Raw genomic sequence first — 19,948 nt, forward strand, 5'->3', positions numbered from 1 at the left:
GTCGTTTCGCGCGCGGGGACGCGACGAAACGTTTGCGGCCGGTCGCGCTTGAGAAAGATACGACATGTCGAAACGAGTGTTGCTTGGTCTCCTCCTGGCTTGCGGCCTTTCGGCCTCAGCGCTGGCGCAAGAGCCGAAGACGGGGGGCGTGATCAACGCGGTGATCCAGCCCGAGCCGCCCGGCCTGATGCTTGCGATGATCCAGAACGGTCCGACCCAGATGGTGTCGGGCAACATCTTCGAGGGTTTGCTGCGCTACAGCCCCAAGCTGGAGCCGCTTCCGGAGCTCGCCGAGAGCTGGACGGTCAGCGAGGACGCCAAGACCTACACGTTCAAGCTCCGCAAGGGCGTGACCTGGCACGACGGCAAGCCCTTCACCGCCGCCGACGTGCTGTTCTCGATGGAGATGCTGAAGCAGACGCACGCGCGCGCCCGCACCAATTTGGCGCAGGTCGACAAGATCGAGGCGCCCGACGACTATACGGTGGTGTTCACGCTGAAGCAGCCGTTCGGCCCGTTCCTCGGCATTTTCGAGGTCGGCTCGATGCCGATCGTGCCGAAACATCTCTATGAGGGCACCGACTGGAAGACCAACCCCTACAACAACGCGCCCGTGGGCACCGGCCCTTTCATGTTCAAGGAATGGCAGAAGGGCTCGTTCATCCGGCTGGTCAAGAATCCGAACTATTACGAGAAGGGCAAGCCCTATATCGACGAAATCTACTGGCAGATCATCCCCGACGCCGCGGCTCGCTCGGTCGCCTACGAGACCGGCAAGGTCGACGTGCTGCCCGGCGGCTCGGTCGAGAACTTCGACGTGCCGCGGCTGTCCAAGCTGAAGGATACCTGCGTCACGGGCGCCGGCTGGGAGTTCTTCTCGCCGCTGGCCTGGCTGTGGCTGAACAACCGTCAGGGGCCGCTGGCGGACAAGCGGGTGCGGCAGGCGATCATGTACGCGGTCGATCGCGATTTCGCCAAGGACGTGATCTGGAACGGGCTCGGCAAGGTTGCGACCGGCCCTTCGTCCTCGGCGATCAAATACTATACCGACGACGTGAAGAAATATCCGTACGATCCGGCCAAGGCCAAGGCGCTGCTGAAGGAGGCCGGCTACAAGGGCGAGAAAATCCGCCTCTTGCCGCTCGCCTATGGCGAGACCTGGCAGCGCTGGGGTGAAGCCGTGAAGCAGAACCTGACGGACGTCGGCATGAACATCGAGACCATCTCGACCGACGTTGCCGGCGGCAACCAGAAGATCGGCGACTGGGATTACGACATCGCCTTCACCTACCTCTATCAGTACGGCGATCCCGCACTGGGCGTCGGCCGCAACTACATCTCCAGCAACATCGCCAAGGGCCAGGTGTTCAACAATGTCGAGGGTTACTCCAACCCCGAGATTGACAAGCTGTTCGCCGACGGCGCGATTGCCACGCCCGACTCCAAGCGCAAGGAGATCTACGACAAGGCGCAGAAGATCCTGGTCGAGGACGTGCCGGTGGCCTGGATGCTCGAGCTGCAATTCCCGACCATCATGCGCTGCAAGGTCAAGAACCTGATCACGACGGGGATCGGGGTCAATGACGGCTTCAAGGACGCATGGCTCGACAAGTGAGGAGCCGTTCTTTCACCTCTCCCCGCTTGCGGGGAGAGGTCGAATATGCGCAAGGCGCATATTCGGGTGAGGGGGAGTCTCCGCGAGACCAACTGCCAGCACCCCTGCGGAGACTCCCCCTCACCCCAACCCTCTCCCCGCAAGCAAGGCGAGGGAGGCGCACCGTCTCTGTGGCTACAGGTCACGTCACCAAGATGACTCCCTAATATGCTCTCCTTCGTCGCTCAGCGTGTCGTCAAGGGCGTGGTCGTCCTGCTTGCGATCGTCGTTCTCAATTTCTTCCTGATCCGGCTGGCGCCCGGCGACCCCGCGGTCGTGATGGCGGGTGAGGCCGGCGCCAGCGATCAAGTCTTCGTCCAGCAGCTCAGGGAGAAGTTCGGCCTCGACAAGCCGGTGCCCGAGCAGCTCTTCATCTACGTCAAGGGCATCGCGACCCTCGACCTTGGCTTCTCCTTCCGCCAGCAGGCGCCGGTGGCCAAGCTGATCGCGGAACGGTTGCCGGCCACGCTGTTGTTGACGCTGACCGCATTCGCGATCTCGCTCGTGCTCGGAATTGCCTTTGGCACCTTCGCCGCCCGCTTTGCCGGGACGTTCCTCGACACCGGCATCACCATCTTTGCGTTGATCTTCTACGCCATGCCGATCTTCTGGGTGGCCCTGATGGGAATCCTGCTGTTCTCGGTCACGGTCGATTGGCTGCCGAGCTTCGGCTACGAGACCGTCGGCGCCAACCTCACCGGTTTTGCCCATGTGGTCGACGTCGCAAAACATCTGATCATGCCGGCGATGACGCTCGGCCTGTTCTTCATGGCAACCTACACCCGGATGACGCGCGCCTCGATGCTGGAAGTGAAGCGGCTCGACTTCGTCAAGACCGCGCGCGCCAAGGGCCTCTCCGACGCCGTGATCCAGCGCCGGCATGTGCTGCGCAACGCGCTGCTTCCCGTCGTGACGCTCGCCGGCGTCCATGCCGGCACGCTGATCGGCGGCGCCGTCATCACCGAGACGGTGTTCGCCTGGCCCGGCATCGGGCGGCTGATGTACGACGCCCTGCTGCAGCGCGACTACAATCTCCTGCTCGGTGTCTTCGTGACCTGCTCGGTCATGGTGCTGATCTTCAACCTCATCACCGACCTCGTCTATCGCCTGGTCGACCCACGCATTGAATTCGCCGCATGAAACAGTTCTGGAAATCCATGCTGAGGAGCCCGAGCGGCGTCATCGGGATCATCATCCTGCTGCTCGCGATCTCGGTCGCGGTGTTCGGGCCGCTGCTGTTCCCGAATTCGCCCTGGCGCATGGTGCAGCGGCCGTTCCTGCCGCCCTTCACGCTTTCGACCGTGCCCCTCGGCACCGACGCGCTCGGCCGCGACGTGTTCGCCGGCATGATTTTTGGCGCGCGCGTCTCCTTGCTGGTAGGCCTCGTCTCGACGCTGGTCGCACTGGTGGTTGGCGTCCCGATCGGCGCCATGGCCGGCTATTTCGGCGGCAAGGTCGACGACGCCCTGATGCGCTTCACCGAATTCTTCCAGACCATTCCAAGCTTTGCGCTGGCGATCGTGCTGGTGGCGATCCTGCAGCCCTCGATCTATTCGATCGTCGCCTCGATCGCGGTGGTGAGCTGGCCGCCGGTCGCGCGCCTCGTGCGCGGCGAAGTGCTGTCGCTGCGCACGCGCGAATATGTCCAGGCGGCGGTTGTCACGGGCCAGAGCAACAGCTGGATCATCCTGCGCGAGATCCTGCCCAACGCACTGTCGCCGGTCATCGTGCTCGCCTCGCTCATGGTGGCGACCGCGATCCTGCTGGAATCCTCGCTCTCCTTCCTAGGCCTCGGCGACCCCAATCTGATCTCCTGGGGCTACATGGTCGGCGCCGGCCGTACCGTGATCCGGCAGGCCTGGTGGATCACCGTGTTTCCCGGCGTCGCCATCCTGATCTCCGTGCTCGGGCTGAACCTGATCGGCGAAGGCCTCAATGACGCGCTCAATCCGCGCCTGTCGCGGGAGGGACGCTGATGATGACCGCCCCGCCCGCCGTCTCCATCAAGAACTTGCGGATCGCCCTGCCCAGGGGCGCCGAGCGGCCCTTCGCCGTCGATGGCGTCTCGCTCGATTTGCGGCCGGGCAAGATCGTCTGCGTCGTCGGCGAGTCCGGCTCCGGCAAATCGATGTGCGCGCATGCGCTGATGGGATTGCTGCCGGACACCGTCTCGATCGCCTCCGGCGAGATCCAGTTCGAAGGCCGCGATTTGCTCAAGCTCGACGACGACGGCTGGCGCGACCTGCGCGGCCGCCGGCTCGCGATGATCTTCCAGGAGCCCATGACCGCGCTCAATCCGTTGATGCGGATCGGCGACCAGATGGCAGAGATGTTCGAGGCCCACGGTCTGCTAACGCCCAGGGAGCGACGTGCGAAGGCGCTGTCGCTGGCGCGCGAGGTCGGCCTGCCCGATCCTGAGCGCATCGTGCGCGCCTATCCGCACCAGCTCTCCGGCGGCCAGCGCCAGCGCGCCATGATCGCGATGGCGCTCGCGCTCGAGCCGGCGGTGCTGGTCGCGGACGAGCCGACGACGGCGCTCGACGTCACCACGCAGGCGCAGATCCTGAAGCTGATCCGCAACCTCCAGCGCAACCGCAACATGGCGGTGATGTTCATCACCCATGATTTCGGCGTCGTCGCCGATATCGCCGACCAGGTCGTGGTGCTCCGGCATGGCAAGGTCGTCGAGGAAGGCCTAGCGGCGACCGTGTTCAGCAATCCGCAACACGACTACACCAAGGCGCTGCTCGCCGCCGTGCCGTCGATGCACCCGCCGGCGCGCGCGCCACTCGATGACCAGGCCAGGGCGGTCGAGGTGATCGGGCTGGACAAGACCTACGTCACCCCGGGCGGCTGGTTTCGCGAGGACCGCCGCGTCGATGCCGCGCGCGCGGTCAATTTCAATATCCTCAAGGGCGAGACGCTCGGCCTCGTCGGCGAATCCGGCTCCGGCAAATCGTCGGTGGCGCGCCTCGTGATGCGGCTGATCGAAGCCGATCGCGGCACGGTGCGGATCGGCGACACCGATCTCACAAGCCTTTCGGGCAAGGCGCTGCGCGCCGAGCGGCATCGCATCCAGATGATCTTTCAGGATCCGTTTGCCTCGCTCAATCCCCGGCGCAAGATCGGCCACATCATCGCCGACGGCCCGATCGCGGCCGGCACCGATCCCAAGGTCGCGTTCGAGCGCGCCCGCGATCTGCTCAGGATGGTTGGGCTCGATGCCGGCGCGCTGGAGCGCTATCCGCACGAATTCTCGGGGGGCCAGCGCCAGCGCATCGGCATTGCCCGCGCACTCGCGCTCGACCCCGAGATCATCGTCGCGGATGAAGCCGTCTCGGCGCTCGACGTCTCGGTGCAGGCGCAGGTGCTGAGGCTGCTCGAGGACCTCAAGGCGCGCCTCGGGCTCTCGATGCTGTTCATCACCCACGACTTGCGCGTCGCCGCGCAGATCTGCGACCGCATCGCGGTGATGCAGCGGGGCGCCATCGTCGAGCTGAAGCCGACGGCACAGCTCTTCGCGTCTCCCGAACATCCCTACACGCGCGAATTGCTCGCGGCCGTGCCGGGCCAAAACGAGCGCGCGCCGGCGGCGTGAGGCCGCCAATCGCGACTATCGCTTGGTCGAAGGGTTGGTGTTGTTCCAGTTGGGGACCGAATTTGTCACACCGACGGACGGCTGGTTAGACGTTCCGATCGATGGCGCGGTGACTGTCCCCACAGTCTGTCCAGAACTTCCATATGTGCCCTGTTGTGCCGGCACACCCGGGCTGAGACGCGTGCTGCTTTGTGCACCCGACGACGATTGCGCGCTTGCGGCGAGCGGCGCAGCTGCCAAGCCGAGAGCGACGAGGGTGGCGATGGCGGATTTTATTGTTATCATGACTGATCCTTTCGAGCGCGACCCCCGACAACTCCACGCGCGCGAAATTGTGCCGCGACAGGACCGCCGCGCGAGTTCACCGTTCATCACGATGCCGCGAAGCGCCATCAACCAAGGTCAGGACGACCTCGTACGGGACATTCTTTTCGGCTTTGAAGCCGACGCCCCCTGTTTGCGCAAGCTGGTCATCACGCGCCTGGCATTGTCGCCGCAACTCAATCCATCGGGCTTGGTCTCGATGGTCTCGATGATGGCGTGCAGACGCTCCAGGCTCTCGGCGAGGCGTTCTCGTAGCGCCTCGATTTCCGCAGCCTTGCGCTTGAGCGCGCCCACGAGTTCGTCGTGGCGCCAGGCATCGAACCGCGGCGGCATCAAACGGCGAATCTCGTCGAGCGAGAACCCCGCGCTCTGCGCGCTGGTGATGATTTCCAGCAGCAGAACCGCGTCCGGTGTGAACTCGCGATAATTGTTGGCGCCGCGCTCGACGGCGCGGATCAGGCCGCTCGCTTCATAAAAGCGGATCCGCGACGCGGTCAGGCCGCTGCGGGCCGCCAGTTCACCAATTCTCATGCCGCGCCTCGATGGGGTTGACCTTAAAGTTAACTTTAAGGGTAGGGTCGGGCCACGATCAAGACAAGGCATCTAACGGCATGAACTCTGCGAAAGTCTTCGAAAAGCTGACGCTCCCCAACGGCTCCGTCATTCCCAACCGCATTGCCAAGGCGGCGATGGAAGAGAACATGGCCGACGCGGACCAGGCGCCGTCGCCGGAATTGATGCAGCTCTACAAATCCTGGGCCGACGGCGAAGTCGGCTTGATCATCACCGGCAACGTGATGGTCGACGCCCGCGCGATGACGGGTCCGGGCGGCGTCGTATTGGAGGATGACAGGCATCTCGACCGGTTCAAACGCTGGGCCGAGACCGGCCGCTCCAGGGGTGCACAGATCTGGCTTCAAATCAATCATCCGGGCCGCCAGATGCAGGCCAATCTCGGCCAGAAGACGTTCGCGCCATCCGCAGTAGCGCTCGACCTCGGCAAGATGTCGAGCCGCTTTGCGATGCCAGAGGCGATGACCGAGGACGTCATCGCTGATGTGATCAGACGTTTTTCGCGGGCGGCGCAACTGGGCGAGCAGTCCGGATTCACCGGCGTCGAAATTCACGCCGCGCACGGCTATCTGCTCAGCCAGTTTCTCTCGCCGCTGGCCAACCGGCGAACAGATGTGTGGGGCGGCCCGCTCGAGAACAGAGCTCGCCTGTTGCTGGAGATCGTGACGGCGGTTCGCGCCAAGGTCTCTCCGGGATTCGCGGTCGCAGTCAAACTCAATTCGGCCGACTTCCAGCGCGGCGGGTTCAGCACCGACGACGCCAGACGAGTAGTGCAGATGCTCAACCATCTCGCTGTGGATCTCGTGGAGCTGTCCGGCGGGAGCTACGAGGCGCCGGCCATGCAGGGACAGTCGCGCGACGGAACGACACTGGCCCGCGAGGCCTACTTCCTGGAGTTTGCCCGCGACATCAAGACCGTGGCCAGGATGCCTCTGATGGTCACGGGAGGCATCCGCCGTCGTGCCATCGCCGACCAGGTGCTGGACAGCGGCGTGGACATGGTCGGCATGGGCACCGCGCTCGCGATCAATCCGCATCTGCCGCGCGACTGGCGTCTCGGCAAGGACGTTGCCCCTGAACATCCCCCGATCACATGGAAGAACAAGACGCTGGCCTCGCTCGCCAACATGGCCGTCGTCAAATTCCAGTTGCGGCGATTGAGCCGCGGCGGAAGTCCAGTTCCGAAGGTGTCGCCGCTCTGGGCGTTCGTGCTGCAACAGGCCGCCACGGCATGGCGGACGCGACAATACCGGCGGTGGATCGCGCAGCGTTCGGCGCCGAAATCGTCGATCACCGCCGCGTCAGACCTGCCGGCGCCCCGCACCAATTGAGGCCGATGCAGCCAATCTCGCATCGGTATCCCGTTCTGGCCTCAGTCACGCGCTTTTTATCCCCTGTGAACGGGCGCGGGCCTGCAGACCCGAGGTCTTGCCCCCACATCCTCATGGAATGATTTCCATCATTTGATGATGGATCGAGGATCAATTGGAGGCCGATATGGGCCAGGTTGTTCAGTTCGTTTCGAAGTCCGAGCGCGAGCGTCTTCGCCTCATCCAGGAAGCACGTGCGATCTACGACAGCATCTTCCCGCCGGTTGATCCGGCGGGCGAGCCGTCAAGCGGAGCCACCGCGCACCAGAGCGACAGGGGCAACCTCGCGTGATCAAGATTATCGCCGTCCTCTGCAGCCTCGCCTCGCCAGGAAGCTGCCACGAGCAACTCGTCACCAGCTCGGACTTCGCCGACGTCTCGATGCAGTCCTGCATGATGGGCGCCCCGCAACTCGCCGAATGGATGAACCAGCATCCGGCCGAACGGCTGGCGGGATGGCGCTGCGTGATCGGTCAACAGACCGGCAGAGGCGCCTGAGGCCGCGCGCCGCTCGACACGCTCGCCGCGGTCGTCTGCGCCGGATCGTTGTCGCGCAACCCCGCGGGCCGCGCCGACGATTGTCGCCGTCTATCGCACCGGTGGATTCGTATTGCTCCAGGTCGGGACGGCGTTGGTCACGCCGACCGACGGCCAATTATACGTGCCGATCGAGGGGGCGGTGACCGTACCGACCGTCTGTCCTGACGACCCGTAGGTCGGCCTCGGCTGCGTCGCGATCGCGCCGGAGCTTCCATAGGATGGAGCCAGCACGCCCGTGCTGATGTACCTGGCGTGCCGGTGCCGCTTTGCTTCAGCCGCAAAGGGCGCCACCGCGAGCCCGGTCGTGATGAGTGCGGCAATAACGAGCCTGATTGTCGTCATGGCTGGTCCTTTCATGGGCGCGGCGCTTCGGAAACCGTTTCCCAACGCGCCATGGGCGGAAATGTGCCCGACGTCGCAAGGCCTGGTCACGGCCGCTTCGGGCGATACGCCTTGCGCTTGTGGCGCTCCTTCACGGCCGCGACCGCATGCATCAACTTCTTGAAGTCGGCGATCGCCTCGTCTTCTCCAAGCGGGTGTCCATGCTTTTCTTCCAAATGCTCGATCACCGCCAGTAACGCATCCGCGACCTGGCCGATCTGCTTGCCGTAGCTGGCGACGTCCGACAGCACGTCCATCTCGACCTCGGGCGCCGAGGATTGCCCAAGCGTGATGTTGACGAGGCCGAACTGGCTACCAGTTGGGCTGAAGAATGAGGTGATCGGGTTGATGGACTGCACGACGTCCCCCGACAGGGGCAGCTTGAACACGGGCATGACAATTTCCCTCGCTGACGCTCGACCGGCACGGGGATGTTACACGATCATGCCTGCCTTCGGATGGACCCGAATCAGCGCTAGTGGATTGGCTCTGGCAGCTTCCACCGATTGCGATTGACATGACCGGCCCCGAACTGAAGCAACTCCGCGACGACCTCTCCGACGCGATCGAGCGGAAGCTCACCGCGGCCGACATGGCGAAGCTGTGCGGATTGCCGGAGACCGGCGGCGCCGACACGATCCGGCGCTGGGAGGTCCGTGGCCCGACGCTCGCCGCGACCAAGGTGCTGCGCGTACTGGCGATGGCGAGCGAGCGCTATCCGATCCTGGAGAAGTTCGACATCTTCGATCGCCACGACGTGCGCGAGGACGAGCGTCCCGCAAAGCGCGCGGCCTTCCGCGCGCAGATGCGCGACGAGGTGCGGCGCCGTCTTGGTTAACGAGACGCGCGCGCAGGTTACCGGAAGAGGCGCGGGTTAAGCCTTCCTTCACCACTTCTTAAGCCGCCATTAAGCACGAAAATCAATTGCAGGCCAATAAGTTAGGTTGGGCACACTTGTGCCACGCATGTGACAGCATTTTCGTCAAAAGCGAGCTATCTGCAAAACCCAACGCGGCGCGGACAGCGCGCTTGCCGGGGACCTTAGTGTTGGAGTTAGGACGATGAAGAAGATTCTGTTTGCGACCGTTGCACTGCTCGCGCTGGGCGCGGCTGCGCCGGCGATCGGCGCCGATCTCGGCGCCCGCCCCTATTACAACAAGGCGCCGGCCTACGCCGCGCCGATCTACAACTGGACCGGCTTCTACATCGGTGCGCATCTCGGCGGCGCGTTCTCCAGCGACAATAATTTCAGCGGCCTGTCCACCGGCAACAACGGCAACGGCCGTTTCCTCGGCGGCTTGCAGGCCGGCATGGACTGGCAGGTCAATCCGAACTTCGTGGTCGGCGCCGAAGCTCAGTATTCCTGGCTCTCCGGCAGTGTGGGCGCGGTGTTCCCGGGTGGCACCTACACCAACGACCAGCGCGGCCTCGGTTCGATCACCGGCCGCGTCGGCTACACCTGGGGTCCGGGCCTGGTCTACGTGAAGGGCGGCTACGCCTATTCGGACAACAACGAGAAGGTGACCGTCGGCGGCGTGCCGGCCGCCTTCATCATCTCCGGCGATCATCGCAACGGCTACACCGTCGGCGCCGGCCTCGAATATATGTTCGCGCCCAACTGGTCGGCCAAGGCCGAGTACCAGTACTACAATTTCGGCGACGCGCGCTTCACCGCGGGTCCGCTGGTCGGCACCGGCAACTTCACCACCGACGACCACACCTTCAAGGCGGGCGTCAACTATCGCTTCAACTGGGCCAGCCCGGTCGTCGCGCGCTACTGATCGCGCCTGAAATCATCCGTTCGAAATCAAGGGCCGGCAGCGATGCCGGCCCTTTCCGCTTTCGCTCTGCGGAACTGCCAAGCATTTGTGCAACTTGCGATTTTTTAACCCGGCCCGAGGATACTGCGCGGCGAAAATACAAAGATTACGGGTGTGGGGGAATTTTCGATGGCGTTTCGTCTGGGCCTTGGCCGTGTTCTTGGCCGTTTCATTCCTCGCTTCAAAATGCCCAGATGGGGCCTGCGCGGCAGCCTGATTGCGGCCTTCGCCGTGATCGCTGGCATGGGCCTCGTGATCGCAGCCGGCGCCGGCTTCGTGTTCAACCATCTCGGCTCGACCATGATGGATTTGAGCGGCCGTGACATCCCGCGCCTCTCCGCCAGCCTTCAGCTCGCCTCGCAAAGCGCGACGCTCGCGGCACAAGGCCCGGGCCTGCTCGCATCGCCCAGCGATGATGCGCTGAAGGAGCGCACCAAGAACGTGAAGGACATCCAGCAGCTCGCGATGGCCAAGCTCGGCGAGATCATCGAGCTCGGCGCCGACCCGCAGATTGCCAATGCGCTCCGCGACACCGCCAAGAGCATCGACGAGGCGACGCAGAGCCTGGTCTCGGCGGCGCGCGAGCGGCTCGATACCGGCGCGCTGCACGACAAGCAGTATGAAGCGCTACGCAAGGCCCAGCTCTCCTTCGTCGGGGCCGCGGGCCCGGCCATGCTGGATGCGCAGACGCGCCTCAACGCGATCCTCGGCGCGGCGGAAGTGTCCGCCGACGACGCGACCGAAGCGGCCCGCACCGTCTCGCAGATCTCGACCGTCTCCGCCAACGGCAATCTGATGGCCGCCGACATGATGGCGGCCCTCTCGGCCAACAACAGCGATACGCTCGAGGCGATCGAGAAGGAGTTCAAGGCCACGCGCGACCGCGTCAAGTCCAACCTCGAGGACCTCCCGAACATTCCCTCGATACAGGCCGTGCGCGATGCCGTGCAGAAGCTGTTCGCCTTCGGCGAGGGCAAGACCGGCGTGTTCAAGATCCGCCAGAAGGAGCTCGATGCCATCGACTACGGTCAGACCATCCTGGACGAGACCCGCAAGCTCAATGTCGGCCTCGGCATCAGCGTGCAGCAGCTTGTCGACGGCGTGCAGAAGGAGACCAACGCCTCGACCTTCCAGGCCCGCCAGGAGATCTCGCTCGCCACGACGGCAATGCTGGCGCTCGGCGGTCTCACCCTGATCGGCTCGGCGCTGTTCGTCTGGCTCTATGTCGGCCGCAACATCCTGCGCCGCATCCGTGAGCTGCAGCGCGCCATGCAGCTGCTGTCGGCCGGCGACCTCGACACCGAGATCGTCCGCTCCCGCCAGAACGACGAGATCGGCGCGATGAAGGAAACGCTGACCGTGTTCCGCGACAGCATGATCGAAGCCCGTGCACTTGCGAGCGAGCAGGACAAGGACCGTGCCGCCAAGGCCGAGCGTGCCGCGCATGTGGAAGCGAGGATCGCCGAGTTCGAGAGCACCGTGCGCGCCGCGCTCGACAACCTCGCGCAATCGGCCAATTCGATGCAGGCAACGGCGCAGAGCATGTCGACCACCGCGGACCAGTCCAACGCGCTGGTGAACGCGGTTGCCTCCGCCGCGGAGGAGACGTCGGTCAACGTGCAGACCGTGTCGTCCGGCACCGAGCAGCTCTCCTCCTCGATCGAGGAGATCAGCAAGCAGGTCGTCACCTCGGCCGCGATCGCCAAGAAGGCGGTGGACGAGGCCGGCGCCACCGACACCACGGTGCAGAGCCTTGCCGACAGCGCGAGCCGCATCAGCGTCGTCGTCGACCTGATCCAGACCATTGCCTCGCAGACCAATCTGCTCGCGCTCAACGCCACCATCGAGGCGGCACGCGCGGGCGAAGCCGGCCGCGGCTTTGCGGTGGTCGCCTCCGAGGTGAAGAGCCTGGCGAGCCAGACCGCGAAGGCGACGGAAGAGATCCGCACCCAGATCGCCAGCATGCAGCAGGTCACGACCTCGGCCGTCGGCGCCATCCAGGGCATCGGCCGCATCATCGGCGAGATCAACGACGTCACCACGACCATTGCGGCCGCCGTGGAGGAGCAGGGTGCGGCAACCCGCGAGATCGCCCGCAACATCCAGCATGCGGCCGGCGGCACCAGCGAGGTCTCCAGCAACATCGTCGGCGTCTCTACCGCCTCGGCCGAAGCCGGCGCTGCGGCGACCGAGGTGCTGAGCGCGTCGGACGCGCTCCGACGCGAGGCCGACATGTTGCGCAGTGAGATCGACGCGTTCCTCAACAACATGCGGGCGGCGTAACGACGCCTTCCCGTAGCCCGGATGGAGCGCAGCGAAATCCGGGGCGGTCTCGCTTGCGGCACGAGCCCCGGATTTCGCTGCGCTCCATCCGGGCTACGGAAAATACGGCCCGGTATGACCGCCATGCGGAGACCACGGCCCCCCCTTTTTCGGCTGGCGCCCTGCCCGCACTGGGTTTAAGCCGGTAGCATGAACGCGAAAACCGACACCGTGCAGTCCTCCGCCGAGGCCCTGCGCTACCCCTGGGAACAGCACCCCGGCCCCGAGGAGATCGTGGAGATCAGGCCCGGCGTGCTGTGGGCGCGGCTGAAGCTGCCGTTCCGCCTCAACCATGTGAACATCTATCTGCTCGCCGACGGCGACGGCTATGCGATGGTCGATGCCGGCTTCGGCAACGAGGAGACGATCGAAGCCTGGACAAAACTGTTCGACGGCCCGCTGAAGGGCGTCAACATCACCCGCCTGATCGTCACGCACTCGCACCCCGACCATGTCGGCCTCGCCGGCTGGATCGTCGAGCGGTTCAAATGCCCGCTTCTGATGTCGCAGGTCGAATATCTGCAATCGGTCTACCACCAGAACCGCGGCACTGAGGAACGGCGTAACGCGCAGCGGCTGTTCTTCCGCCGCCACGGCATGGACGAGTCGCTCACCGAGAAGCTGCTCGGCCGCGGCCAGGATTATCTCAAGCAGGTCTCGGTGCTGCCACCATCCTACCGCCGCATCTCGCATGGCGACGAGGTCGTGATCGGCACGCGCCGCTTCAAGGTGATCACCGGCGGCGGGCACGCGCTCGACCAGGTGATGCTGTATTGCGCGGACGACAAGCTGTTCCTCTCGGCCGACCAGGTGCTGAGCAAGATTTCGCCGAATGTCAGCGTCTGGGCGGTCGAGCCCGACCAGAACTCGCTCGGCGAATATCTGGCCTCGCTCGCAAGCCTCACGACGACGCTGCCCTATGACCTGCTGGTGCTGCCCGGACACGGGGTGCCGTTCTACGGCCTGAAGACCCGCATCAAGCAGCTCGCCGACCACCACGAGGAGCGCTGCCGCCTGATCGCGGAGGCCTGCCGCGAGGTGCCGCAGACCTCGCGCGCGCTGGTGCCCGTCGTGTTCAACAAGCACGTGCTGGACGAGCACCAGATGGGCTTTGCCGCCGGCGAACTCGTCGCCCACGTCAACTACATGATCGTCGAAGGCCGGCTGACGGCCGAGACCAAGGACGGCGTGCTGCAGTTCAGGACGACGTGAGCTCCGGTCTTCGCGTCCCCCCGCAAGAAGGGCAAGGAGCGACCTGATGCTGCAGAGCAGCATCGGATCTCGCGCCAACTTGATTCGGATCAAGTTTCAAATCGCACGATAGGGCATTTTGCCCAGATGCCCCTCATGGCCAAATGTGGGATAGCGCATAGACATTGGAGCCGGAAAAGCTCTAAGAAGATGCGGCTCTTTTGGTCAGTTCCGTCTTAGGTTTTGCCGATGGATTACGCCCAGTTCTTCAGTTCAGCCCTCGATCGCCTCCATACCGAGCGCCGCTACCGCGTGTTCGCCGATCTGGAGCGCACCGCCGGCCGCTTCCCGCACGCGGTCTGGCACTCGCCGAAGGGCAAGCGCGACGTCGTGATCTGGTGCTCCAACGACTATCTCGGCATGGGCCAGCACCCGAAAGTGGTTGGCGCCATGGTCGAGACCGCGACGCGCGTCGGCACCGGCGCGGGCGGCACCCGCAACATCGCCGGCACGCATCATCCGCTGGTGCAGCTCGAAGCCGAGCTCGCCGACCTCCACGGCAAGGAAGCGGCGCTGCTGTTCACCTCGGGCTACGTCTCGAACCAGACCGGCATCGCGACCATCGCCAAGCTCATTCCGAACTGTCTCATCCTCTCCGATGAGCTCAACCACAATTCGATGATCGAAGGCATCCGCCAGTCCGGCTGCGAGCGGCAGGTGTTCCGCCACAACGATCTCGCGCATCTCGAAGAGCTGCTGAAGGCGGCCGGCCCGAACCGGCCGAAGCTGATCGCCTGCGAGAGCCTCTATTCCATGGACGGCGACGTCGCCCCGCTCGCCAGGATCTGCGACCTCGCCGAGAAATACAACGCGATGACCTATGTCGACGAGGTCCACGCCGTCGGCATGTACGGCCCGCGCGGCGGCGGCATCGCCGAGCGTGACGGCGTCATGCATCGCATCGACATCCTCGAAGGCACGCTGGCGAAGGCGTTCGGCTGCCTCGGCGGCTATATCGCGGCGAACGGCCAGATCATCGACGCGGTGCGCTCCTATGCACCGGGCTTCATCTTCACCACGGCGCTGCCGCCGGCGATCTGCTCGGCCGCAACGGCCGCGATCAAGCACCTGAAGGCCTCGAGCTGGGAGCGCGAGCGCCACCAGGACCGTGCCGCCCGCGTCAAGGCGATCCTCAATGCCGCAGGTCTGCCTGTGATGTCGAGCGACACCCATATCGTGCCGCTGTTCATCGGCGATGCCGAGAAGTGCAAGCAGGCCTCCGACCTCCTGCTCGAAGAGCACGGCATCTACATCCAGCCGATCAACTACCCGACCGTCCCCAAGGGCACCGAGCGCCTGCGCATCACGCCCTCGCCCTACCATGACGACGGCCTGATCGATCGGCTCGCCGAAGCCCTGCTGCAGGTGTGGGACCAACTGGGACTGCCGCTGCGCGAGAAGTCGCTGGCCGCGGAGTAGGCGCTCCGCCTTCTTCGATCTAACTTTCACCGCCTTCGGAGCTACCCCCCTCCCCAACCCTCCCCCACAAGGGGGGAGGGAGCGATAGAGGCGTGCCCGCCTCACTTGGTCTGCCACCCATGCTGTTTCGTCCCATCGCAACAATCAAAGCTCTCTCCGTTCTCTCCCCCCTTGTGGGTCAGGGAGGGGGTGCCACACGGGGACTCTTTCGGTACCCGCGAGCGACGTGCACCTTAACGACATCAGCAGTTCCCGCCCCACCCAGCCATTTCGCTGTCGCCTCTACCCCGACAACGCGCTAGATTTTCTGGGAAAATGAGATCGGGCGCCTTTGCGCCCAGGGAGACGCACGCTCGCCATGCTGCACGACTGGGGCGTGATTGCTGCCGCCTTCGGCTATATCGGCTTTCTGTTCCTGGTGGCGAGCCATGGCGACCGCCGCTCGCCGGCCGGGCCCGGCCGCGCGTCCGGGCTGATCTATCCACTGTCGCTGGCGATCTACTGCACCTCCTGGACCTTTTTCGGCTCGGTCGGCTTCGCCACCCGCACCTCGACCGACTTCCTCGCGATCTATGTCGGCCCGGTCCTGATGATCGGGCTTGGCGCCGGCGTGCTCCGCCGGGTGATCCAGCTCGCCAAAGCCCACAACATCACCTCGATCGCCGACTTCATCGGTGCGCGCTACGGCAAGAGCCAGGCGGTGGCGGCAACGGTGGCGCTGATCGCGATCATCGGCTCGGTGCCCTACATCGCACTCCAGCTCAAGGCCGTCGCCTCCTCGCTCGAAGTCATCCTGAGCGAGGACCAGGCGTTCTCCCACATCCCGATCCTCGGCGACATTGCGCTGATGGTGACGCTCGCGATGGCGGCCTTCGCGGTGCTGTTCGGCACGCGGCAGACCGACGCCACCGAGCATCAGCACGGCTTGATGCTGGCGGTTGCGACCGAGTCCATCATCAAGCTGGCGGCCTTCCTCACCGCCGGCATCTTCGTCACCTTCTGGATGTTCTCGCCGCACGAATTGATCGAGCGCGCGATGAAGACGCCGGAGGCGGTGCGCGCCATCGACTATGCGCCGTCGATCGGCAACTTCCTGACCATGACGCTGCTGTCGTTGTGCGCGATCATGCTGCTGCCGCGGCAGTTCCACGTCAGCGTGGTGGAGAATTCCTCGGACGCCGAGGTTAGCCGTGCGCGCTGGCTGTTCCCGCTCTACCTCGTCGCCATCAACGTGTTCGTAATCCCGATCGCGCTCGCCGGCCTCATCACCTTCCCGTTCGGCGCGGTCGATCCTGACATGTACGTGCTGGCGCTGCCGATGGAGGGCGGCGCCGGGCTTCTCAGCGTCGCCGTCTTCGTCGGCGGCCTGTCGGCGGCCACCGCCATGGTCATCGTCGAATGCGTCGCGCTCTCGATCATGGTCTCGAACGATCTCGTGGTGCCGCTGGTGCTGCAACGCCGCCCCGAGGGCCGCGCCGGAGCTACCGATTTCGGCGACTTCCTGCTGCGCGCGCGCCGGCTCGCCATCTTCGCCATCATGGTGATGGCCTATTTCTACTATCGCGCGCTCGGCAACACCCAGCTCGCGGCGATCGGCCTGCTTTCCTTTGCCGCCATCGCGCAGCTGGCGCCGGCGTTCTTTGGCGGCCTGCTGTGGCGGCGCGCGACCGCGCGTGGCGCCATCGGCGGCATGCTGGTCGGCTTCGCGGTGTGGCTCTACACGCTGTTCATTCCGAGCTTCATGGATTCCTCGACGTCGGGCATCCTGCTGCTCCAGCATGGTCCGTTCGGGATCGAGGCGTTGCGGCCGCAGGCGCTGTTCGGCGCCGATCTGCCGCCACTGATGCATGGCGTGGTCTGGTCGCTCTCGCTCAACATCCTCACCTATGTGCTGCTGTCGCTGGCGCGGCAGCCTTCGTCCATCGAGCTCGTGCAGGCCGACCTGTTCGTGCCCAATACGCTCGCCCCGATCGCCCCGAGCTTCCGCCGCTGGCGCACCACCATCACGGTGCAGGACATCCAGGCCACGGTCGCGCAATATCTCGGCCCTGAGCGCGCCCAGCATTCGTTCGAAGCCTTCTCGGCACGACGCAATATGCGGCTGGAGGCGGGAGCGCCCGCCGATTTCGAGCTGCTGCAGCACGCCGAGCACCTGATCGCCTCGTCGATCGGGGCCGCGTCCTCCCGCCTCGTGATGTCGCTGCTGCTGCGCAAGCGAACCGTGTCCGCGCAAGCCGCGCTGAAACTGCTCGACGATTCCCATGCGGCGCTGCATTTCAACCGCGAGATCCTGCAAACCGCACTGAACCATGTGCGCCAGGGCATCGCGGTATTCGACGCCGATCTGCAGCTGATCTGCTCCAACAGGCAGTTCGGCGAACTCCTCAACGTTCCGCCGCATTTCATCCAGTTCGGCACGCCCTTGCGCGAAATTCTCGAATTCATGGGCGTGAGCGATCCGGCCAATGAGGGAAATCGCGAGGCGATGATCGAGCAGCGGCTCGTGGCCTACACCACCGACAGCGAGCCCTATCTCGAACGCCTGACCGAGCGTCACATGGTGATCGAGGTGCTCACCAACCGCATGCCCGGGGGCGGCTTCGTCATCACTTTCACCGACGTCACGCCGACCTTCGAGGCGGCCGAAGCGCTGGAGCGCGCCAATGCGACGCTGGAGAAGCGCGTGCGCGACCGCACCGAGGAATTGACCCGGCTGAACTCCGAGCTGGCGCTGGCCAAGAGCAGCGCGGAGGACGCCAGCATCTCCAAGACGCGCTTCCTTGCGGCCGCCAGCCACGACATTCTCCAGCCGCTCAACGCCGCCCGGCTCTATGTCACGAGCTTGGTCGAACGCCAGCACAATGGCGAGGAGACGCGCCTCGTCGAGAACATCGACGAATCGCTGCAGGCCATCGAGGAGATCCTCGGCGCGCTGCTCGACATCTCCAGGCTCGATGCCGGCGCCATGACGACCTCGATCTCGAGCTTCAAGATGGCCGACCTGATGCGCTCGCTGGAAATCGAGTTCGCACCGGTCGCGCGCGCCAAGGGCCTGGACCTCACTTTCGTGCCCTGCTCGCTGCCGGTCGAGTCGGACCGGCTGCTGCTGCGGCGGCTGCTGCAGAACCTGATCTCGAACGCGATCAAATACACCCCGCGCGGGCGCGTGCTGGTCGGCTGCCGCCGCCACGGCGCTTCGCTCAAGATCTGCGTCTACGACACCGGCGTCGGCATTCCCGCGGTCAAACGCGGCGAGATCTTCAAGGAATTCCACCGCCTCGAGCAGGGCGCGCGGATCGCGCGCGGCCTCGGCCTGGGGCTCTCGATCGTGGAGCGGCTGGCGCGCGTGCTGGGCCACAGCATCGCCATCGACGCCAATGCGAGCGGCGGCTCGCTGTTCTCCGTGACGGTGCCGACGGCAAAGGCCGTGACACTCACGGCCGCGGTGACCAGCGCAACGCCGCTGGCGCGCACACCGATATCAGGCGCCCTGATCGTCTGCATCGAGAACGACGCCGCGATCCTCGACGGCATGCGGACCCTGCTCAAGGCCTGGGACGCCGAAGTGATCGCCGTGGCCGATCCCGAAGGCGCGATATCGGCCATCGAGACCGCCGGCCGGCGCGTCACCGGCCTCCTTGTCGACTATCACCTCGACCGCGGCAACGGCATCGCCGCCATCCGCGAGATTCGCCGCCGCTTCGGCGACACCATCCCAGCGATCCTGATCACCGCCGACCGCAGCCCCGCCGTGCAGACGGCGGCGCGCGACGAAAAAATCGCGGTGCTGAACAAGCCGGTGAAGCCGGCCTCGCTGCGCGCTTTGCTCGGGCAATGGCGGACGCAGCAGATGGTGGCGGCGGAATAAGCGTCAGTAGTCCGTCGAGACGCTGAGCGCGCGCCACGTTTCCAATTCGTCGAGCCGCTGCCGGTCCGCCGCCGCGATGGCGTTGACGGCATCACTGCCGAGCGCGATCCGCAGCGGTGGCTGATCCATGGCCGCGAGCTCGAGCACGACGGAAGCAGCTCTCTTCGGATCGCCCGGCTGCCGGCCGTCATAATTGCGCTGCATCCTGACGGTGGCACCGACGACCGCGTCGTACTCCGGGCGGCCTTCGTCCGTATCATGCGCGGTTTGGGCAAAGCCTGTCCGGAAGCCGCCGGGCTCGATGATGGTCACGTGCACACCGATCAGGGCCATCTCACGGGCGAGCGACTCCGAGAAGCCCTCGATCCCCCATTTCGCGGCCGAATAAGCCGCGCGCGCCGGCGCACCGACTCGGCCGCCCACCGACGAGATTTGCACGATGTGCCCGCGGCGCTGCCGGCGCAATACCGGGATCGCGGCTTTGGTGACGATGATGGTTCCGATCAGATTGGCGTCGATCTGCCGACGGAACGATACCAAGCTGGTGTCCTCGACCGATCCGAGGTCGCCATAGCCGGCGTTGTTGACGACGACATCGATGCCGCCGAATGCCCCGACGGCAAGACCGATCGCAGCTTCTGCCGCCGCCTCGTCGGTCACGTCGAGTGTTGCGAGCCGCACCTGGTCGCCAAAGCGGCCGAGCAACGGTTCGAGCGGACCGAGACTACGGGCCGTTGCGACCACTTGATCTCCGGCGGCGAGCGCAGCTTCCGTAATGGCGCGCCCGAGCCCTCGCGCGCTGCCGCTGATGAACCATGTCTTCACGAT

General features: G+C 65.1%; 18 protein-coding genes. 13 read left to right on the plus strand and 5 right to left on the minus strand.

Annotated elements, in window-relative coordinates; genetic code table 11:
- The first annotated feature begins 64 nt into the window (after positions 1-64).
- The 4 genes from G8O24_RS26120 (at position 65) to G8O24_RS26135 (ending at position 5,252) form a co-directional block, all read left to right on the plus strand.
- A complete protein-coding gene (locus G8O24_RS26120; RefSeq protein WP_188104395.1) occupies positions 65-1,615 on the plus strand; it encodes an ABC transporter substrate-binding protein in 1,551 nt (516 codons plus the stop codon).
- A 207-nt stretch (positions 1,616-1,822) separates the two neighbouring features.
- Positions 1,823-2,794 (plus strand): ABC transporter permease, encoded by a 972-nt coding sequence (locus G8O24_RS26125; protein ID WP_188104396.1) that lies wholly within the window; start codon positions 1,823-1,825, stop codon positions 2,792-2,794.
- A complete protein-coding gene (locus G8O24_RS26130) occupies positions 2,791-3,630 on the plus strand; it encodes an ABC transporter permease (protein WP_188104398.1) in 840 nt (279 codons plus the stop codon). Before G8O24_RS26125 ends, G8O24_RS26130 begins: the two co-directional genes overlap by 4 nt.
- A 2-nt stretch (positions 3,631-3,632) precedes the next feature.
- The gene (locus G8O24_RS26135) at positions 3,633-5,252 is read left to right on the plus strand and encodes an ABC transporter ATP-binding protein (RefSeq protein ID WP_188104462.1); all 1,620 of its coding nucleotides are present in this window, start codon (positions 3,633-3,635) and stop codon (positions 5,250-5,252) included.
- A 15-nt stretch (positions 5,253-5,267) separates the two neighbouring features.
- Here the strand turns inward: G8O24_RS26135 and G8O24_RS44455 are convergent, their stop codons facing one another.
- Together G8O24_RS44455 and G8O24_RS26140 are read right to left on the minus strand one after the other, a co-directional pair.
- Positions 5,268-5,537, minus strand: a complete 270-nt coding sequence (locus tag G8O24_RS44455) for a hypothetical protein (protein ID WP_244645997.1) — start codon at positions 5,535-5,537, stop codon at positions 5,268-5,270.
- Between the two features lie 117 nt (positions 5,538-5,654).
- Entirely contained in the window at positions 5,655-6,107 is a 453-nt protein-coding gene (locus G8O24_RS26140; protein ID WP_188104399.1) for a MerR family transcriptional regulator, read from the minus strand.
- An 80-nt stretch (positions 6,108-6,187) separates the two neighbouring features.
- Between G8O24_RS26140 and G8O24_RS26145 the strand changes: the two genes are divergently transcribed.
- The 3 genes from G8O24_RS26145 (at position 6,188) to G8O24_RS26155 (ending at position 8,017) form a co-directional block, all read left to right on the plus strand.
- On the plus strand, positions 6,188-7,480 hold the full coding sequence (locus G8O24_RS26145) for an NADH:flavin oxidoreductase/NADH oxidase family protein (protein WP_188104401.1): 1,293 nt from the start codon (positions 6,188-6,190) through the stop codon (positions 7,478-7,480).
- A 166-nt stretch (positions 7,481-7,646) separates the two neighbouring features.
- Positions 7,647-7,811 (plus strand): hypothetical protein, encoded by a 165-nt coding sequence (locus G8O24_RS26150; RefSeq protein WP_188104403.1) that lies wholly within the window; start codon positions 7,647-7,649, stop codon positions 7,809-7,811.
- Positions 7,808-8,017, plus strand: a complete 210-nt coding sequence (locus G8O24_RS26155; protein WP_188104405.1) for a hypothetical protein — start codon at positions 7,808-7,810, stop codon at positions 8,015-8,017. The genes G8O24_RS26150 and G8O24_RS26155 overlap by 4 nt, the downstream gene beginning before the upstream one ends.
- 90 nt (positions 8,018-8,107) lie before the next feature.
- Here G8O24_RS26155 and G8O24_RS26160 read toward each other — a convergent pair whose 3' ends face one another.
- Positions 8,108-8,401, minus strand: coding sequence for a hypothetical protein (locus tag G8O24_RS26160; RefSeq protein WP_188104407.1), 294 nt, complete (start codon positions 8,399-8,401; stop codon positions 8,108-8,110).
- Between the two features lie 86 nt (positions 8,402-8,487).
- A complete protein-coding gene (locus G8O24_RS26165) occupies positions 8,488-8,835 on the minus strand; it encodes a hypothetical protein (protein WP_188104409.1) in 348 nt (115 codons plus the stop codon).
- Between the two features lie 122 nt (positions 8,836-8,957).
- Between G8O24_RS26165 and G8O24_RS26170 the strand changes: the two genes are divergently transcribed.
- The 6 genes from G8O24_RS26170 to G8O24_RS26195 all read left to right on the plus strand — a co-directional run bounded on the left by G8O24_RS26170 (position 8,958) and on the right by G8O24_RS26195 (position 19,120).
- Positions 8,958-9,278, plus strand: a complete 321-nt coding sequence (locus G8O24_RS26170; RefSeq protein ID WP_188104410.1) for a hypothetical protein — start codon at positions 8,958-8,960, stop codon at positions 9,276-9,278.
- 223 nt (positions 9,279-9,501) lie between these two features.
- Positions 9,502-10,221 carry an outer membrane protein gene (locus G8O24_RS26175; RefSeq protein WP_188104412.1) on the plus strand — a complete coding sequence of 240 codons (720 nt, stop codon included), beginning with the start codon at positions 9,502-9,504 and terminating at the stop codon, positions 10,219-10,221.
- 168 nt (positions 10,222-10,389) lie between these two features.
- On the plus strand, positions 10,390-12,543 hold the full coding sequence (locus tag G8O24_RS26180; RefSeq protein ID WP_188104413.1) for a methyl-accepting chemotaxis protein: 2,154 nt from the start codon (positions 10,390-10,392) through the stop codon (positions 12,541-12,543).
- Positions 12,544-12,732: 189 nt separating this feature from the next.
- Positions 12,733-13,794 (plus strand): MBL fold metallo-hydrolase, encoded by a 1,062-nt coding sequence (locus G8O24_RS26185; protein ID WP_188104415.1) that lies wholly within the window; start codon positions 12,733-12,735, stop codon positions 13,792-13,794.
- 228 nt (positions 13,795-14,022) lie between these two features.
- Positions 14,023-15,252, plus strand: a complete 1,230-nt coding sequence (gene hemA / locus G8O24_RS26190) for a 5-aminolevulinate synthase (RefSeq protein WP_188104417.1) — start codon at positions 14,023-14,025, stop codon at positions 15,250-15,252.
- A gap of 358 nt (positions 15,253-15,610) precedes the next feature.
- Positions 15,611-19,120 carry a PAS domain-containing hybrid sensor histidine kinase/response regulator gene (locus G8O24_RS26195; protein WP_188104418.1) on the plus strand — a complete coding sequence of 1,170 codons (3,510 nt, stop codon included), beginning with the start codon at positions 15,611-15,613 and terminating at the stop codon, positions 19,118-19,120.
- 3 nt (positions 19,121-19,123) lie between these two features.
- Here G8O24_RS26195 and G8O24_RS26200 read toward each other — a convergent pair whose 3' ends face one another.
- Positions 19,124-19,948, minus strand: coding sequence for an SDR family NAD(P)-dependent oxidoreductase (locus G8O24_RS26200; RefSeq protein ID WP_188104463.1), 825 nt, complete (start codon positions 19,946-19,948; stop codon positions 19,124-19,126).

Origin of the sequence: Bradyrhizobium campsiandrae (genome assembly GCF_014529705.1) — a bacterium.
Lineage (GTDB): Bacteria > Pseudomonadota > Alphaproteobacteria > Rhizobiales > Xanthobacteraceae > Bradyrhizobium > Bradyrhizobium campsiandrae.

Coding starts and splice junctions, on each gene's coding strand:
- G8O24_RS26120 (WP_188104395.1), top strand. CDS start 65: ATGTCGAAACGAGTGTTGCTTGGTCTCCTCCTGGCTTGCGGCCTTTCG.
- G8O24_RS26125 (WP_188104396.1), top strand. CDS start 1,823: ATGCTCTCCTTCGTCGCTCAGCGTGTCGTCAAGGGCGTGGTCGTCCTG.
- G8O24_RS26130 (WP_188104398.1), top strand. CDS start 2,791: ATGAAACAGTTCTGGAAATCCATGCTGAGGAGCCCGAGCGGCGTCATC.
- G8O24_RS26135 (WP_188104462.1), top strand. CDS start 3,633: ATGACCGCCCCGCCCGCCGTCTCCATCAAGAACTTGCGGATCGCCCTG.
- G8O24_RS44455 (WP_244645997.1), bottom strand. CDS start 5,537: ATGATAACAATAAAATCCGCCATCGCCACCCTCGTCGCTCTCGGCTTG.
- G8O24_RS26140 (WP_188104399.1), bottom strand. CDS start 6,107: ATGAGAATTGGTGAACTGGCGGCCCGCAGCGGCCTGACCGCGTCGCGG.
- G8O24_RS26145 (WP_188104401.1), top strand. CDS start 6,188: ATGAACTCTGCGAAAGTCTTCGAAAAGCTGACGCTCCCCAACGGCTCC.
- G8O24_RS26150 (WP_188104403.1), top strand. CDS start 7,647: ATGGGCCAGGTTGTTCAGTTCGTTTCGAAGTCCGAGCGCGAGCGTCTT.
- G8O24_RS26160 (WP_188104407.1), bottom strand. CDS start 8,401: ATGACGACAATCAGGCTCGTTATTGCCGCACTCATCACGACCGGGCTC.
- G8O24_RS26165 (WP_188104409.1), bottom strand. CDS start 8,835: ATGCCCGTGTTCAAGCTGCCCCTGTCGGGGGACGTCGTGCAGTCCATC.
- G8O24_RS26170 (WP_188104410.1), top strand. CDS start 8,958: ATGACCGGCCCCGAACTGAAGCAACTCCGCGACGACCTCTCCGACGCG.
- G8O24_RS26175 (WP_188104412.1), top strand. CDS start 9,502: ATGAAGAAGATTCTGTTTGCGACCGTTGCACTGCTCGCGCTGGGCGCG.
- G8O24_RS26180 (WP_188104413.1), top strand. CDS start 10,390: ATGGCGTTTCGTCTGGGCCTTGGCCGTGTTCTTGGCCGTTTCATTCCT.
- G8O24_RS26185 (WP_188104415.1), top strand. CDS start 12,733: ATGAACGCGAAAACCGACACCGTGCAGTCCTCCGCCGAGGCCCTGCGC.
- hemA (WP_188104417.1), top strand. CDS start 14,023: ATGGATTACGCCCAGTTCTTCAGTTCAGCCCTCGATCGCCTCCATACC.
- G8O24_RS26195 (WP_188104418.1), top strand. CDS start 15,611: ATGCTGCACGACTGGGGCGTGATTGCTGCCGCCTTCGGCTATATCGGC.